Origin of the sequence: Streptomyces sp. Je 1-369 (assembly GCF_026810505.1) — a bacterium.
Taxonomy (GTDB): domain Bacteria; phylum Actinomycetota; class Actinomycetes; order Streptomycetales; family Streptomycetaceae; genus Streptomyces.
The window spans coordinates 7,147,092-7,163,074 of record NZ_CP101750.1 but is presented as its reverse complement, the minus strand read 5'-3'; the positions used below and the strand labels follow the sequence as shown (position 1 = coordinate 7,163,074).

Here is a 15,983-nt window from a genome sequence, read left to right as displayed (position 1 = left end):
GAGACTGGGGCCTGACGGTGTCCGCGTGGCGTACGCGGCGCGTCGGGTAACACCCCGCTCGAATGTACGCGGGGTTAACACCGGTCGTGGCCCTGCGTGTTGGGGGCGGCGATCACCGCTGCACGGGAAGCTCCGCCCACACCGTCTTGCCGACCTTGCGTCCGGCCACGCCCCACTCGGTGGCGAGCGCGGCGACGATGACGAGCCCCCGACCCGACTCCCCTTCGAGGCCCGCGGACTTGCGTGCGACGTGCGAGACGACGTCCGCGCGCGCGTCGGCGACCTCGATACGCAGCGTGTCGGTACGCAGCGTCAGGCCGAGCTCGAAGTCACGGCCCGGTACGCGCCCGTGGGTCACGGCGTTCGCCGCGAGCTCGGCGACGATCGCCTCGGCGGCCTCGGAGAGTTCGGTGTCGTACGCGATGCCCCAGCCGTCCAGGTGATACCTGGTCAGCCTCCTCGCGAGGCGGGCACCCCGGGGCGTGGCACTGAAGCGTTGCGCGAAGGTGTGGGGTGCGGCGGCGGGGCGCGCTTGGGTCGACATGGCGGCAACGGTGGCCGTACGCGGCCGGGGGCACCAGGCACGAAACTCGTACGCTGCGTAATTGTACGAGTGCGAAGGGTGGACAGTACGGGTAACGGAACGTGAGCATGGGCGCGTTGGCGCAGACCGATAGCCGAGCGTCAGGGGATACCCGTGATGTCGTCAAGTACGACGAGCAGTAATGAGCCCGAGCCGACCGATGGGCTCAAGGCCTTCGGTGCGGTCCTGAAGAGCTTCCGCAAGCGCGCCGGGTACACGCAGGAGTCCCTGGCCCCCGAAATCGGCTACTCGGCCCATTTCATCGCCTCCGTCGAACAGGGCCGCCGCTTTCCGCCGCCACGGTTCGTCGACCAGTGCGAGGTGGCGCTGGACGCGTTCGGGACGCTGCGGCTGGCGGCGAACCAGCTGTCGCGGCAGCGGGGGTTGGCTTCCTGGTTCCGCCAGTGGGCGCAGCTGGAACAGGAGGCGGTGGCGCTGTCGACGTATGAGTGCCGGTTGATTCCTGGTCTGTTGCAGACGGAGGCGTATGCGCGGACGTTGTTCGTGAACCGGCTCCCTCCACTCGGCGACGAAGAGATCGAGGCGCGGCTGGATGCACGAGCCAGGCGCCAACTACTGCTCACGGAAAGGCCCAACACGGCCTACAGCTTCATTCTTGAGGAACATTTGTTCCTACGCGGCATGGGCGGGCATGAAGTCACCATGGAACTCATCGACCGGGTTCTCGGGCTCGCGAAGCGCCGGAACATCGAACTTCAGATCATGCCGGTGGTGCGCAAGAGTCACGCAGGACTGGATGGCCCCATGCATCTACTGGAGACACCGGAGAACAGGTGGCTCGCTTACGCCGAGGGGCAAGAGAGCGGCCAACTCATCTCCGAGTCGAAAGTGGTCAGCATGCTTCAGATGAGGTATGCCAGGATGCGCGCACAGGCTCTCTCATTCGAGGACTCGGTGAGCCTGCTGGAGCGGATGCGAGGAGCATGATGAGCAGCCCCAACCTGGTCTGGTTCAAGAGCAGCTACAGCAGTGGCAGCTCCGGCGACTGCCTCGAAGTCGCCCTCGCCTGGCGCAAGTCCAGCTACAGCAGCAGCGGCGACGGAGACTGCGTAGAGATCGCCCCCTGCCCCACTACCCTCCACGTACGCGACTCCAAGAACCCCGACGGCCCCCAACTCGCCCTGGCCCCCCGCGCCTGGGCGGAGTTCGTCGCGTACGCCGCCCACCCCTGACGCGCGTCAGTGCCCCGCACTGCAAACCCGCCGCGCACGCCATCGCCACGCAAATGCCGGGGAGCCCGTACCCCAACAGTGCGTACGCAAGGGACAGTTGCACCACCACACCACCCGTCGTGATGCGGGCCAGCGACGGGCTGTCGCCGCTGCCCTCGTAGACCCCGGCCACACCGATGAAACACGCGAGCAGCACCAAGTACGGGCCGAGGCACCGCAGGTACAACGCCCCCGCGTCCGCCACCGCGCCCTCCGCCCCGAACCCCCGCATGACCCAGGGCGCGGCCAAGAGCAGCACCACCGCAGCCACCGAACCCGAAACACGCAACGCCTCACGAGCGACACCTGCCTCAGGACACCCGCTGCGCCTCCACCAGCTCCCGCGCCTCCTCGTCCGTCGCCACCGAAGGCGGTGAGCCCTCCAGCGGCTTGCGGGCCGTCTCCTTCATCGCGGCTACCGCGATGATGCCGACGAGTCCGGCGAGCATCGTGTAGAACGCGGGCATCAGATCGTTGCCGGTCGCGCCGATCAGTGCGGCGACCACCAGCGGGGTCGTGCCGCCGAAGAGCGAGACGGAGATGTTGAAGCCGATGGAGAGCGACCCGTAGCGGACGTCCGTCGGGAAGAGGGCGGGCAGGGACGAGGACATGACGCCCAGGTAGCAGACCAGGGCCAGGCCGAGGATCAGCAGGCCCGCGAAGACCGCGAGCGTTCCGCCCTGCTTGATGAGGAGGAACGCGGGGAGGGCGAGGACGAAGAAGCCCACCGAGCCCGCCATCAGGACCGGCTTGCGGCCGATGCGGTCGGAGAGGCGGCCGACGGAGTTGATCAGCGCCATCAGGATCAGCATGACGATGACGATCGACATCAGGCCGCCGGTCTCACCGAAGCCGAGCTGCGTGAGGTACGTCGGCATGTAGGAGAGGAGCATGTAGTCGGTGACGTTGAACGCCGCGACCAGCGCGATGCACAGCAGCATCGCGCGCCACTGGCCGAAGAAGGAGTCCTTGAAGGACTTCTTGTCGCGTTCGGCGGCCGGTCCGCTCTCCGCCTCCGCCATCTTCTGGAAGGCGGGCGACTCGTCGAGCTTCAGCCGCAGGTAGAGGCCGATGAGGCCGAGCGGCGCCGCCACCAGGAACGGGATGCGCCAGCCCCAGGACTGCATCGCGTCGTCACTGAGCCCCACGGTGAGGGAGGTGACGAGGACCGCCGCGACCGTGTAGCCGATCAGCGTGCCGAACTCCAGGAACGAGCCCCAGAAACCGCGGCGCTTGTCGGGCGCGTACTCCGCGATGAACGTCGCGGCACCCCCGTACTCCCCGCCCGTCGAGAACCCCTGCACCATGCGGCAGAGGACCAGGAGGATCGGCGCCCAGACGCCGATCGACGCGTAGCTCGGGATCAGACCGATCGCCAGCGTCGCCGTCGACATCATGATCATGGTGAGCGCGAGGATCTTCTTGCGGCCCACGCGGTCGCCGAGCGGGCCGAAGAACATGCCACCGATGGGGCGCACCAGGAAGGCCGCGGCGAAGGTCGCCAGGGAGGAGAGGGTCTGCGCGGTGTCGTTCCCGGACGGGAAGAACTCCTTGCCGATGATGACGGCGAGGTACGCGTAGACACCGAAGTCGTACCACTCCATCGCGTTGCCCAGCGCGGTCGCCTTCACCGCGCGCTTGACCTGGGCCTCCTCGGTGACGGTGATGTCCGTCTGGCGCAGGCGCGGGTTCTTGCGGCGGTGGATCGCCCGGAAGAGCGCCCGGTGCCGTGCCACGGCTTCGGGAGCCGGCGCTGCCGGTGTTTCAGGGGCTTCGGGCGCGCTCACTGGTCAGTCACTCTCTCTGTCGGCACGTGGGTCCGTCGGGTCGGACGTCGATCGTCAACCGTCGATCAACATTGCCAACCCAGGTCAGGGAAAGTGCCCGCTGATGGTCCTCACGAACATGGCCCCAAGTCCCTGATCCCAGGGACCTGAGGCCCGTTTCACCGCAAACTCACCGGGCAGACGTCATCGGGCGTACAACTGCGACCGGGGGATGACCTGCTGTTCCTGGCCCGGGCTCGACCACAGCAGCTTCAGGTGCGCCTCGCCCGTCCGCTCCGCGTACTCGACCTTGATCGAGTGCCGCTTCCCGGCGGTCAGCCGCACCTCCGCCTTGTCGAGCTTCGGCTCGTGCGGCGTCCACGAGTCGATGACCAGCTTGCCGTCGATCCGGACGCGGGCCATGTCGTCGGAGACGGTCGTGAGCGTGTACGTCTCCGAGCGGCGCGGCTCGACCGATCCCGTCCAGCGGACACTGAACCGGTCCGCGGGGATCGACGCGGCCGGGGAGCCGGTGTACTTCCAGGCGTGATTGAGGGTGGCGTCGGTGCGGGTGATCCTCGGGGGGCCTTCGAGGTTCTCGTTGTCGAAGATCTCCTGCTTGAGGCCCTTGCCGCGGCCGTGGCGTGCCGTCGGACCGGGGTCGACCCGCAGTTCGACGACCGTCGCAGTGTCGTTCGTGGCGGCGCCCGACGGGGCGATGTCGTAGCCGTCGCCCGACCGGGTGACCGTCACCTTCTGGTCGCTGCCGAGGACCCGCGCCGACTTCACTTGGAGGTTCGCCGTGCGTGCCTTGAGGTGCAGGGAACCGCCCGCCGCGGGCCACCGCGTGACCGCCGCGTACAGCTTGTCGCCCTTGCGGCTCACGTGGCCCCAGGCCGGTTCCTCGACCAGGCCGCCGTAGCGTGCGCCGTGGACCGCTTCACCCTGGCCCGCCGTGCGCAGCCAGTCGCCCATCTGCCGGAGGCGGTCGACGGACGGTTGCGGGACGCGGCCCCGGGCATCCGGGCCGACGTTGAGGAGGTAGTTGCCGCTGCGGGACGTCGTGGCGAGGAGGTTGCGGGTCAGGGTCTGTGCCGACTTCCAGTTCTCGTCGTGACGCGCGTACCCCCAGTGGTCGTTGAGGGTCATGCACGACTCCCACAGCTGGCCGTCGACGGGTGCGCCGGGGATCTCCTGCTCGGGGGTTCCGTAGTCGCCGTCGACGACGCGGCGCTTTCCGACGCGGTTGTTGATGACGAGGTCGGGGTCGAGCCCGCGGAGGTAGGACTCCAGTTTCTCGCCGTCCCTCGCCGTCCAGGGGTTGTGCGGCTTGTCGGTGTCCCACTCGCCGTCGAACCAGAGCAGCGCCGGGTCGTACGTGTCGACGAGCTCCTTGAGCTGCGCGTACATGCGCTTCTCGTACTTCGGGAACGTCGCCGGATCCGGGAAGTCCTTGTCGTGCCAGTCCCAGATCGAGTAGTAGAAGCCGAGCTTGATGCCCGCGTCGTCGGACGCCGTCTTCAGCTCGGCGAGGATGTCGCGGTTCTTGTCGAAGGAGGAGTGGTCGCGCAGGTTCCAGTCGTTGACCTTCGTCGGCCACATCGCGTAGCCCTCGTGGTGCTTGGACGTGATGACGATGTAGCGCATCCCGGCGTCCTTGGCCGCCTTGACGACCGCCTTCGCGTCGAAGTCCGCCGGGTTGAAGTTCTGCGCCTGCTGCTCGTACTCCTCCATCGGGATGTCACACTCCCGCTTGATCCACTCCGCGTTGCGGCAGGTGCTGCCGTCGGGGCGCCTGTACTCGCCCTCCAGGTTCGAGTACGCGCCGAAGTGGATGAACATGCCGAAGCGGTCCTGACGGAACCAGTTCGTGCGGTCGGCGGTGAAGGGGTCGTCGGCGGCGTGGTCGGTGCCGGGGCCCGCGATCTTCGAAGGCTTCGGGGCGGCGTCGGTCACGGCCGTCGCGGCCGGGACGGCCGTGCCCGCGAGGGCGGCGGCGAGGAACAGGGCGAGACCAGTGGCTCTGCGGCGCATGGGGCGGCTCCCGGTGTTGTTCCGGTTGTTCCGGTTGTTCCGGTTGTTCCGGTTGTTCCGGTTCCCTGGGTTGGGGGTCGCACGGGAACGTAGGGACGAATACATCCGATGTCAATGGTTCCAACTGGCTGCGGGCGACGCTCATTTGGCGGCATGCTGACACATCGATCCGATGAATGTCTGTTCTTCATCCTGGCGACGGTTAGAAGCGGGGTGCCTACGGGGGAAGAGACCTCCGGTACGCCTCCCCAGCCGACCGACGGAGCCCGCATGCCCCTCCCCCGCCGCACCTTCCTCACCGGCCTCGCCGGGACCGCCGGTGTCGCCGCCGCTGCCTGTTCCGGCGCGTCAGCCGACGGCGTCACCACCCACACCGCCGCGTCCGGCGCAGCCGCCGAGGCCGCCCGGCGCCTGCTCCCCCGCCACCGGGACCAGATCGAGTTCAGAACCACACCGAGGAAGGACGACGGAGAGGACTCCTTCCGCGTCACCGGACGCCCCGGCCGCATCACCGTCACCGGCACCACCCCCGCCACCCAACTCACGGGCCTGCGCCGCTACTTGAAACACGTCACGCACGCGAACATCACCTGGGCGGGCAGCCGCACCGACCACCTCCCGACCCGGCTCCCAGCACCCACCGCACCCCTCACCGGAACGGCCAACACCCCGCACCGCTTCGTCCTCAACGACACCAACGACGGGTACACCGGGGCGTATTACGACTGGAGTTACTGGGAGCACGAGATCGACGTGCTCGCCCTCCACGGCTACAACGAAGTCCTCGTGTACGCGGGCGCGGACGCCGTCCACCACCGCGCCTTCCAGGAGTTCGGGTACACGGACGCCGAACTGCGGGCCTGGATACCCGGCCCCGCCCACCAGCCCTGGTGGCTCCTGCAGAACATGTCGTCGTTCCCGCACCCGGTCTCCCGGCAGCTGCTCGACGCCCGCGCCCGCCTGGGCCGACGCATCTGCGACCGGCTGCGCGACCTCGGCATGACGCCGGTCCTGCCGGGCTGGTTCGGGACCGTGCCGCCCGGCTTCGAGAAGAAGAACCCGGGCGCGAGGACCGTTCCGCAGGGCGACTGGGTCGGCTTCGCGCGGCCGGACTGGCTGGATCCGCGCACCGGCCATTTCGCGCGCGTAGCCGCCGCGTTCTACCGCGCGCAGGACGAGCTGTACGGCCCGACCACGATGTACAAGATGGACCTCCTCCACGAGGGCGGCAAACCCGGCGACGTCCCCGTCGGCGACGCGGCGAAGGGCGTCGAGAAGGCGTTGCGAGCCGCCCACCCGGACGCCACCTGGGTGATCCTCGGCTGGCAGCACAATCCGCCGAAGGCGATCACCGACGCCGTCGACAAGGAGCGGATGCTCGTCGTCGACGGCCTCTCCGACCGCTTCCCGCACATCACCGACCGCGAGTCCGACTGGGGCTCGACGCCCTACACCTTCGGCTCCATCTGGAACTTCGGCGGCCACACGACGCTCGGCGCCAACACCCCCGACTGGGCGGCCCTGTACGACAAGTGGCGCACGAAGAAGGGCAGCACGCTCGCCGGGATCTCCCTCATGCCGGAGGCGGCCGACAACAACCCGGCCGCCTTCGAGCTCTTCTCGGAACTGGCTTGGCGGACCGGCGATCTGGACCTCGAGGCCTGGTTCCGGGAGTGGTCGACGTCCCGCTACGGCGCCGCCGACCCGCACGCCGAAGCCGCCTGGGACACCCTGCGCCGCACGGCCTACGGAACGACCCGCGCCGACGAGTGGGCCGAGGGCGCGGACGGCCTGTTCGGGGCCCGGCCCGACCTCGCCGCGAAGTCGGCGGCGGCCTGGTCACCGAAGAAGCTGCGGTACGACGCGGCGGACTTCGAGCCCGCGCTCGGCGAACTCCTTTCGGTGCGAGCCGGGTTGCGGAACTCGTCCGCGTACCGTCGCGACCTGCTCGACATCGCCCGGCAGGCCCTCTCCAACCGCAGCCGCGTCCTGCTGCCGCGCATCAAGGAGGCGTACGGCGCCGGGGACGCCGCCCGCTTCGACCGCCTCACCCGCGAGTGGCTCACCTTGATGGACCTGCTCGAACGGCTGGTCTCCACCGACTCCCGTCACCTGCTGGGGCGTTGGGTCGCGGACGCCCGCGCGTGGGGCGCCGATGCGGAGGAACGGGACCGGCTCGCCTACGACCAGCTCTCCCTGCTCACGGTCTGGGGCACGCGCTCCGGCGCCGACGCCGGCCTGCGCGACTACGCGAACCGCGAGTGGGCGGGCCTGGTGGGCGGCCTGTACCGCCTGCGATGGGAGCGCTACTTCAAGGAGCTCAGGTCGGCCCTGACGGAGAGCCGCGCCCCCGAGAAGATCGACTGGTTCGCGATGGAAGAGGCCTGGATCAAGGCCCCGGGCAAGCTGGCGACCCGCCCGAAGGGCACCACCTACGACGTGGCGAAACGGGTCCAGGCCCACCTGAGCGCCCCTTGAGGGGCGCGGGGAACCGCGCGATCAGCCACGGAACACCCGCAGCCCGCACCCCGCCGCCCGCCGCCCGCCGCCCGCAAGAAACAGCGGCGCCCCCCGGACCAACCCGGAACGGGGGGCGCCACCAGACTCACGCGCGGGGGCACTCCTTCCACGCGACGTGATAGATCGTGCTGATGTCGCCATCCGTCGAGTCCATCGTCATGAAGCTCGACTTCGCGGGATCGGACGTCCCCAGGTCGACCCGCAGCTCCGTGTTGATGTTGAAGTTCCGCTTCACGCCGCACGGTGCCCACACGAGCTGGGCCCAGTCCGTCGTGTCGGTGGCCTGCCAGTTGTCGTTGTACGCGCCCTTGAACTCATGGCTGATCGAGGCCGTCTGGGGCGAGCCCTGGAAGTAGTACGACGCCTTCTCCGTGCCCTTGGCACCGGCCTGGAGCGCCGCGTAGCCGCGGTAGTCCGCGCTGGCGATCGCATACGTGAAGCCCGAGGGAACGTGCACGATCAGGCTGAGCTGGCAGTTGCGACGGAACGCGGTGGGGTCCGCGCCGCCGCCCGCCTTGGCGAGGTAGTCGCTGTAGGTCACGGTGAAGGCCGTGTTGTCCTGGGAGACGGCGACGGCCGCGGTGCCCAGGGGGCAGCCGGACCCGTTCACCGTGGCGACCTCGATCACGATCTTGTCGGGGGGCGGGTCGAGGATCGTCGTCGGGTCGTGCGCGGGGAGCGTCGAGCCGAACAGCGCCGCGACGGCGCCGCTCAGCAGCAGTGCACCGGCCATGGTTCTCCGTTCCATTGCTGAGGAGGGGGGTTGGAGAAGTGCCTGTGTGCCTGGAACGTGGTGCGGGTGCCTGGAGCGGATTGCGTGAGCGAGGGGATCGTATGGACCAATGAGCCCGGCGCACAGAGCGATGTCCGGCCATTCGGAATCCCCGACTCAACGTGTCTTGACGGGTATACGTCACTCCAGATCTCTGGTAGGAAACCTTCCTAACAGTACGCGGCATGTGAACTCCCCCATCTGGAGGCCCTCGTGGAAACCCCCCACATAGACCCGCGCACCACCCGCACCACCGACGCCGCTCCCGCCACCGCCCCCTCTCGTCGCACCCTGCTCGCCGTCATCGGCGCGGCGGCCGTGGCGGGTCCGCTCCTCGCCACGCAGTCGGCGAGCGCGGCGACCCCGTTCTCCTCCTTCATCACGGCCGGCGGGCTCGACGACCCGGCGAAGAAGGAGATCGCGATGCAGATCGTCTGCAGCGCGGAGAACTCGTCGCTCGAATGGAAGAAGCAGTACCGGTACTGCGAGGACATCGACGACGGCCGCGGCTACACCGCGGGCATCATCGGCTTCTGCTCGGGCACCGGCGACATGCTCGACCTCGTCGAGCTCTACACGCGGCGCAAGCCGGGCAACGTCCTCGCCAAGTACCTGCCCGCGCTGCGCAGGGTCGACGGCACCGACTCGCACGAAGGGCTCGACCCGACGTTCGTGCGCGACTGGGAGCGGGCCGCCGACACGGACGCGGAGTTCCGCAAGGCGCAGAACGACGAGCGCGACCGGGTCTACTTCAACCCCTCCGTCAAGCAGGGCAAGGCGGACGGCGTCGGCACGCTCGGCCAGTTCTGTTACTACGACGCCATCGTCATGCACGGTGACGGCGGCGACTCCACCAGCTTCCGCAACATCCGCAAGCGCGCGCTGCGCTCCGCCAAGCCCCCGACCCAGGGCGGTGACGAGGTGACGTACCTGAACGCCTTCCTCGACGCGCGCGTCTGGGCGATGAAGCAGGAGGCGGCCCACGAGGACACCAGCCGGGTGGACACGGCACAGCGCGTCTTCCTGAAGAAGCGGAACCTCAACCTGGACCCGCCGCTGGACTGGAAGGTCTACGGCGATCCGTACCACATCGGATAGGCCGGACGCGCGGGACGCCCACGGCGTCCCGCGCGACTGCGCTCCCTCTTGCCTCTCAGCGGTTGAACTGGGTACGGTCCCGGCCAACTCCCCGTCTACGCGCGTCAACACGGCCGTCCCCGCACTTGATCTGCGTTCAACCTGCACCGAGGTGAGAGATCCCCATGTTCCTCCGTACGACCACGACCGTGCTGACCGCGACAGCCGCCCTCCTGTCCGCGGGCGGCCTCACGGCGTCCGCCGCGCACACCCCGAACGGCGGCTGGCAGAGGATCGGCGACGACATCACGTCCGGCATCAGCGGGCTCGCCGTCACCGGTGAGGCCCAGCGGCACGGAGGGACGGACGCCGTCGTCGTACGCGACAACAAGAAGCCCGGCGAGAACCGCGTCGCGCGACTGACGTACCGCCCCGGCGCCGACCGCTCCACGGTGACCCGCACCGAAGCACTCACCTGGGCGGGCACCCCGGAGCCCATCGACCTGGAGGCGATCGAGGCGGTACCCGGCCTCCGCGGCGAATACGTGGCCCTGGCCAGCCGCGGCCTCGTCTACCACGTGAAGGTCACCGGCCACGAGATCCAGGTCCTGGACACCTCACCGCTCCCCGCGATCGCCGACGGCGACGACTACGAGAGCTTCGCGCTGACCTCACGGCACGGAAAGATGGCGGCGGTCTGGGCGGACCGGGGCGCGGGCAAGAAGCGTCCGGCGACGCTGCGCGCCGCGCCGTTCTCCTTCAACAAGTACGGCGAGGCCGACTTCGGCCCGGTCACCACGGCCCGCCTCCGCGCGCCCTACCCGGTCGGCGACGTCCGGCACGCCTCGGACATCTCCGTCACACCGTCGGGCCGCCTCGTGATCAGCTCGGCGTCCGACGCGGGCGACGACGGCCCCTTCGACTCCGCGGTCCTGAACGCGGGCAACCTCTCCGTGAGCCGCACCGGAAAGGTGCGGCTGTCCGTCGCCAAGTCTCCCGACGTGGTGCGCAAGTTCGAGGGCGTCAAGATCGAGGCGGTCGAGTGCGTGCCGGACTCCGGCGGGAAGGCCCTGCTCGGCACGGACGACGAGAACGCGGGCGGCTCGGTCAACTCCGCGACGGTGTGCGGGAAGTAGGGGTGTTACGGTCCCGGCATGTCCGAGATCGAGATACCCGCGGCCGAGCACCCCAAGGCTGAAATCGACGCACTGACCGCCGAATTCTTCGGAGCCTTCGACAACCGTGGCGGGAAGGCCGCGGACGTCGCCAGGATCCGTCGGCTCATGCTGCCCGGCGGCGTGATCGTCGTGACAGGACCGCAGTACGCGGCCTACACCGTGGAGGAGTTCATCGAGCCCCGCGAACGCCTGCTCGCCGACGGCCGCCTGGTCGAGTTCGCCGAATGGGAGATCTCGGAACGCACCGACATCGTCGGCGACATCGCGTGCCGGTTCGGCGAGTACGCCAAGGCGGGCGTCATGGACGGCGAACCGTTCAAGGGCGGCGGCACGAAGACGATGCAGTTCGTCCGCACGCCGGAGGGCTGGCGGATCGCCGCGTTCTCCTGGTACGACCACCCCTGACGGCGGCGGCTCAGCCCTTCCCTGCTCCCCATCGCTGTCCGTCAGGTCACGCCGTCCCGGGGTCCGGCGCGCGGGAGTAGCCGGTAGCGGAAGGCCACCCGGACAGCGAAGACTGCACGTAAGACTGCCCTTCGGTTCCTGGACCGGAGGGCGGGCAGGCGGGAAGAGTGGGTGGCTCTGTACCTGGAGGAGCCCCGTTGCGCGACCACGACCACGCCGGAAAGCACGACGCCGCGAAAGCGCGGACCACGGCCCGCAGACCCGCGGCCCCGGCCGACGCCCCGCTCAACGGGCTGCTCGCCCTCCAGGGCGCGGCGGGCAACGCCGCCGTCGTCCAGATGCTCCGCCGGGCCGGGCAGCCCGCCGGGCAGGAGCAGCACCAGCACGGTGCGGGCTGCGGCCATCAGCGGGCCGAGGAGGCCGTGGTGCAGCGCGCGGGCGGTCAGGACGCGACGGCCATGGACGTCGACCGGCTGGACTTCTCCGACGCGGAGGAGCTGTCGGACGGGGGCACGGACTCGGAGGCGGGTGAGTACGACTACCCGTCGTTCATGGCCGAGCGCGGCAAGCACCCCCGATCCACCACGCCGACTCCGCAGGCCGCGGCGGGGTTCGGTGACAGCACCTACGGCATCGACCCCGGCAAGGTGAAGTCGATGCGCGAGGACAGGAAGCAGGGGCGCGACGTGCCGCCGCTGCGGTATCGCAAGGACAACGAACCCCTGTACCGCTGGGACGGCAGGACGCCCGACCAGATCCTCGGCAAGGGCTTCAAGCCCTGGAACGAGAAGCTGCCCGCGAGCCTGCGGCACTACCAGAAGCTCCTGCAGCGGACGGGGTTCGTCAGCACGACCCGTTCGCCGGGCGGGTACGTGCCCGACTGGGCGCGGCAGCCCGACGGCAGCGGCTGGCGGTACGTGATCCACGCGCCCGGCGGGATCGACCTGGTGGACACGTTGGGGACCACGTCCTTCGCCCAGCAACAGGAAGTCATCTTCTGGAAGGGCATCCAGGCGGGTTACGTCGTCCGCGCGGAGCTGTGCGACGCGGGCGGCAACGTCATCAAGGTCGTCAAGAGCGGCGGCGACGACGCGATGGACATCGACGGCTGAGCAACGTGCAGGAATGAGCGTTCCCTCGCGCGGGACCTGACCGCGCGAGGGAACTGCGTAGGTGTGCCGTGAGCTGTACCCGGGGGATGAGACCGGGGGCTGTGAGCGGGTGTTGCGACCGGGGGGCTGTAACCGGGGGCTCAGTGCGCTACCGCCTCGCTTCGTCCCTTGCCCTGGCCCGGCACGCGCGTCTCCGCGATCTCGCCGCCCGGCTCCATCGGTGCCGTCACGTCGTCCTCCTCGCGGCCCTTGCCGATGTGGTTGAAGACCAGGTTGAGGAGCACGGCGGCCACACAGCCCGTCGAGATGCCCGAGTCGAGGATGATCTTCGCGGTCTCCGGGAACGCGTGGTAGAACTCCGGCGCCGCGATCGGGATGAGGCCGACGGCGAGCGAGACGGCGACGATCAGGACGTTGTTGTCCTTCTCCAGGTTCGCCTTGACCAGTGTCTGGATGCCGCTCGCCGCGACCGAGCCGAACAGGACGACGCCCGCGCCGCCGAGCACGGGGCGCGGCACGACCGCGATGAGCGAGGCCGCCATCGGACAGAGGCCCATGAGGACGAGGAAGCCGCCGCCGACGGCGACCACGTACCGGCTGCGGATCTTCGTCATCGCGACCAGGCCGATGTTCTGCGCGAAGGCGCTGCACATGAAGCCGTTGAAGAGCGGGCTGACCGCGGAGCCGAGGGTGTCGGCGCGCAGCCCGGCGGCGATGGTCTTCTCGTCGGCGGGACGGTCCACGATCTCACCGAGGGCGAGCATGTCGGCCGTCGACTCGGTCATCGAGACGACCATGACGACGCAGAGCGAGACGATCGCGGCGGCCGCGAACTGCGGGGCGCCGAAGTGGAACGGCGTCGGGAAGCCCACGACGTCCGCGTCGCCGACCGGGCCGAAGTCCGTGACGCCGAACGGGATGGCGATGAGCGTGCCGATGACGAGGCCCAGCAGGACCGCGATCTGCTTGACGAAGCCGGTGGTGAAGCGGCGCAGCAGCAGGACGACGACGAGGGTGAGACCGGCGAGGCCCAGGTTCTTCATCGAGCCGTAGTCGTCGGCGCCGGGGACGGGCCCCTGCGCCCAGCCGAAGGCGACCGGCATCAGCGAGATGCCGATGAGGGTGATGACCGTGCCGGTGACGACCGGCGGGAAGAAGCGGATCATCTTCGAGAAGAACGGGGCGGCGATGAAGCCGAGAACGCCCGCCACGATCACCGCGCCGAAGATGATGGGCAGCGCGTCGTCCTTGTTGTCGGTCGATTCGACGACCGCGATCATCGGGGCGACACCGGCGAACGTGACGCCGTTGACGAAGGGAAGCCGGGCGCCGATCTTCCAGAAGCCGAGGGTCTGGAGGAACGTGGCGAGGCCCGCGGTGAAGAGGCAGGCGCCGGTGAGGAAGGTGAGGTCCTTGGGCGAAAGTCCGATGGCGGCGCCGACGATGAGCGGCGGCGCGACGACTCCGGCGTACATGGCGGCCACGTGCTGGAGGCCGGTGGTCGCCATCTTCAGGGCGGGGAGCTTCTCGTCGACGGGGTGTGTCGCCCCGTCGGTGCGTATGGACCCGTCGTCGGTACGTATGGACCCGTCGTCGGTCTCTGGGTCCGGGGTGTTGCCTTGCTTGGTGAACCTGGGCTGAGTGGCCACTGTGGCTCCTCCGGTTGTTTTCCGGTCCCGGCGGGGCCGCCGGCACTTTTCGCTTCTGGGAGGTGGTGCGTGGTGCAAGGACTTGCTCGGTATGCAGTTGTGGAAATGCGCCCAGGTAGTGCTGACCGCCCCGGGAACGCGAAGCTTTGGGCCGCGTTCCGGGGCGGCACTTGAGCAGCCCGCTCGGCTGCTCAAGTCCGGTCAAGGGCCGTCCCCCCTGACCGGAGTTCTCGGGTTCAGCTCTCGGCGGCGATCCGCGCGAGACGCTGGGCCTGCTCGCGGGTGGAGCGGGCGATGGCGTCCTCGTCGGCGTGCAGCAGGGTGCCGTTCTCGACGACCGGCTTGCCGTTGACGAGGGAGAGGGTGACGGGGGCCGCCGCGCCGAAGACGATGGCGGTCACCGGGTCGGCGATCGAGGCGTGCCCGATGCCGTCGATCTTCCAGAGCACCAGGTCGGCGAGTTTGCCGGCTTCCAGGGAGCCGATCTGCGTGGCGCGGCCGAGGACCTGCGCGCCGCCGTACGTGCCGAGGCGCAGGGCCTGACGGGCGTTGAGGGCGGCTTCCCTGTGGGCGCCGAGGCGGTTGATCAGCAGGGCGTTGCGCAGCTCGGTGTGGAGTTCGCCGGACTCGTTGGACGCGGTGCCGTCGACGCCGAGGCCGACGGGGACGCCCGCCTTGAGCATGTCGGGGACGCGGGCGATGCCGGCGGCGAGGCGGGCGTTGGAGGACGGACAGTGGGCGACACCCGTCTTCGTACGGGCGAACGCCTCGATGTCGGAGTCGTTCATGTGGACGCAGTGCGCCATCCACACGTCCTCACCGAGCCAGCCGGTGGACTCGAAGTAGTCGGTCGGGCCCATGCCGAACAGCTCGTGGCAGAACTTCTCCTCCTCGACCGTCTCGCTGCCGTGGGTGTGCAGACGCACACCCAGGCGTCGGGCCAACTCGGCGCCCTGCTTGAGGAGTTCGGTGGAGACCGAGAACGGCGAGCACGGCGCGACGGCGACCTGCGTCATCGCGTCGAAGGACGCGTCGTGGTGCTTCTTGACGGTCTCCTCGGTGGCGGCGAGCGCGCCCTCCAGGGTCTCGACGGCGAAGTCCGGCGGCAGGCCGCCGTCCTTCTCGCTGCGGTCCATGGAGCCGCGGGCCAGGGTGAAGCGGACGCCCATCTCGGAGGCGGCACGGATGATCGACCCGGAGAGGTCGCCGGAGCCCTGCGGGAACACGTAGTGGTGGTCCATGGCCGTGGTGACACCGCCGCGGGCCATCATGCCGAGGGAGCCCTGCGCGGCCGCGTACGTCATCTGCTCGTCGATGCGCGCCCACGTCGGGTACAGCGCCACCAGCCAGTTGAACAAATTGTGGTCCGTGGCCAGGCCCCGGGTGATCCACTGGTAGAAGTGGTGGTGCGTGTTGACCAGGCCGGGGGTGACGAGGTGGCCGGTGGCGTCGACACGGCGTACGACGTTCGCGAGGCCCTCGGGGGCCTTGCCGGCGCCGATCGACTCGATCCTGTTCCCGGCGACGACCACGTATCCCGAGGCGTACTCGGTGTCGTTGGCGTCGACCGTCGCGATCGCGGCGTTCTCGATGACGATGCGCTCTACGGCGCCTTCCTGGGTTGCCGGTGCAGCCATGGTGCTTCCTTCTCTACT

The 15,983-nt window shown here is 69.3% G+C and carries 14 protein-coding genes; 7 read left to right on the top strand and 7 right to left on the bottom strand.

The window, feature by feature from the left end:
• Positions 1-112: 112 nt before the first annotated feature.
• A complete protein-coding gene (locus NOO62_RS32025; protein ID WP_268774276.1) occupies positions 113-544 on the bottom strand; it encodes an ATP-binding protein in 432 nt (143 codons plus the stop codon).
• A gap of 156 nt (positions 545-700) precedes the next feature.
• Here NOO62_RS32025 and NOO62_RS32020 point away from each other — a divergent pair, with 156 nt between their 5' ends.
• Positions 701-1,531 carry a helix-turn-helix domain-containing protein gene (locus NOO62_RS32020; protein ID WP_268774275.1) on the top strand — a complete coding sequence of 277 codons (831 nt, stop codon included), beginning with the start codon at positions 701-703 and terminating at the stop codon, positions 1,529-1,531.
• Entirely contained in the window at positions 1,531-1,776 is a 246-nt protein-coding gene (locus tag NOO62_RS32015) for a DUF397 domain-containing protein (protein WP_268774274.1), read from the top strand. The genes NOO62_RS32020 and NOO62_RS32015 overlap by 1 nt, the downstream gene beginning before the upstream one ends.
• On the opposite strand, the gene NOO62_RS32010 is transcribed toward NOO62_RS32015, so the two are convergent.
• From NOO62_RS32010 to NOO62_RS32000, 3 genes are all read right to left on the bottom strand, one after another.
• The gene (locus NOO62_RS32010; RefSeq protein ID WP_414930921.1) at positions 1,676-2,086 is read right to left on the bottom strand and encodes an MATE family efflux transporter; all 411 of its coding nucleotides are present in this window, start codon (positions 2,084-2,086) and stop codon (positions 1,676-1,678) included. The genes NOO62_RS32015 and NOO62_RS32010 overlap by 101 nt on opposite strands.
• Before the next feature lie 40 nt (positions 2,087-2,126).
• The gene (proP, locus tag NOO62_RS32005; protein WP_414930920.1) at positions 2,127-3,602 is read right to left on the bottom strand and encodes a glycine betaine/L-proline transporter ProP; all 1,476 of its coding nucleotides are present in this window, start codon (positions 3,600-3,602) and stop codon (positions 2,127-2,129) included.
• A gap of 183 nt (positions 3,603-3,785) precedes the next feature.
• A complete protein-coding gene (locus NOO62_RS32000; RefSeq protein ID WP_268774272.1) occupies positions 3,786-5,615 on the bottom strand; it encodes an alpha-L-fucosidase in 1,830 nt (609 codons plus the stop codon).
• Between the two features lie 270 nt (positions 5,616-5,885).
• Between NOO62_RS32000 and NOO62_RS31995 the strand changes: the two genes are divergently transcribed.
• A complete protein-coding gene (locus NOO62_RS31995) occupies positions 5,886-8,093 on the top strand; it encodes an alpha-N-acetylglucosaminidase (RefSeq protein ID WP_268774271.1) in 2,208 nt (735 codons plus the stop codon).
• 127 nt (positions 8,094-8,220) lie between these two features.
• Here the strand turns inward: NOO62_RS31995 and NOO62_RS31990 are convergent, their stop codons facing one another.
• Entirely contained in the window at positions 8,221-8,868 is a 648-nt protein-coding gene (locus tag NOO62_RS31990; RefSeq protein ID WP_268774270.1) for a DUF4360 domain-containing protein, read from the bottom strand.
• A gap of 252 nt (positions 8,869-9,120) precedes the next feature.
• On the opposite strand from NOO62_RS31990, the gene NOO62_RS31985 reads away from it, so the two are divergent.
• From NOO62_RS31985 to NOO62_RS31970, 4 genes are all read left to right on the top strand, one after another.
• Positions 9,121-10,005 carry a chitosanase gene (locus NOO62_RS31985; protein WP_414930919.1) on the top strand — a complete coding sequence of 295 codons (885 nt, stop codon included), beginning with the start codon at positions 9,121-9,123 and terminating at the stop codon, positions 10,003-10,005.
• A 164-nt stretch (positions 10,006-10,169) separates the two neighbouring features.
• Entirely contained in the window at positions 10,170-11,120 is a 951-nt protein-coding gene (locus NOO62_RS31980; protein ID WP_268774269.1) for a hypothetical protein, read from the top strand.
• An 18-nt stretch (positions 11,121-11,138) separates the two neighbouring features.
• Entirely contained in the window at positions 11,139-11,567 is a 429-nt protein-coding gene (locus tag NOO62_RS31975) for a nuclear transport factor 2 family protein (RefSeq protein WP_268774268.1), read from the top strand.
• A 197-nt stretch (positions 11,568-11,764) separates the two neighbouring features.
• Positions 11,765-12,679, top strand: a complete 915-nt coding sequence (locus NOO62_RS31970; RefSeq protein ID WP_268774267.1) for a hypothetical protein — start codon at positions 11,765-11,767, stop codon at positions 12,677-12,679.
• 140 nt (positions 12,680-12,819) lie between these two features.
• On the opposite strand, the gene NOO62_RS31965 is transcribed toward NOO62_RS31970, so the two are convergent.
• Positions 12,820-14,187 carry a nucleobase:cation symporter-2 family protein gene (locus NOO62_RS31965; protein WP_268775878.1) on the bottom strand — a complete coding sequence of 456 codons (1,368 nt, stop codon included), beginning with the start codon at positions 14,185-14,187 and terminating at the stop codon, positions 12,820-12,822.
• 377 nt (positions 14,188-14,564) lie between these two features.
• The gene (locus NOO62_RS31960; RefSeq protein ID WP_268774266.1) at positions 14,565-15,965 is read right to left on the bottom strand and encodes an 8-oxoguanine deaminase; all 1,401 of its coding nucleotides are present in this window, start codon (positions 15,963-15,965) and stop codon (positions 14,565-14,567) included.
• Positions 15,966-15,983: the final 18 nt, after the last annotated feature.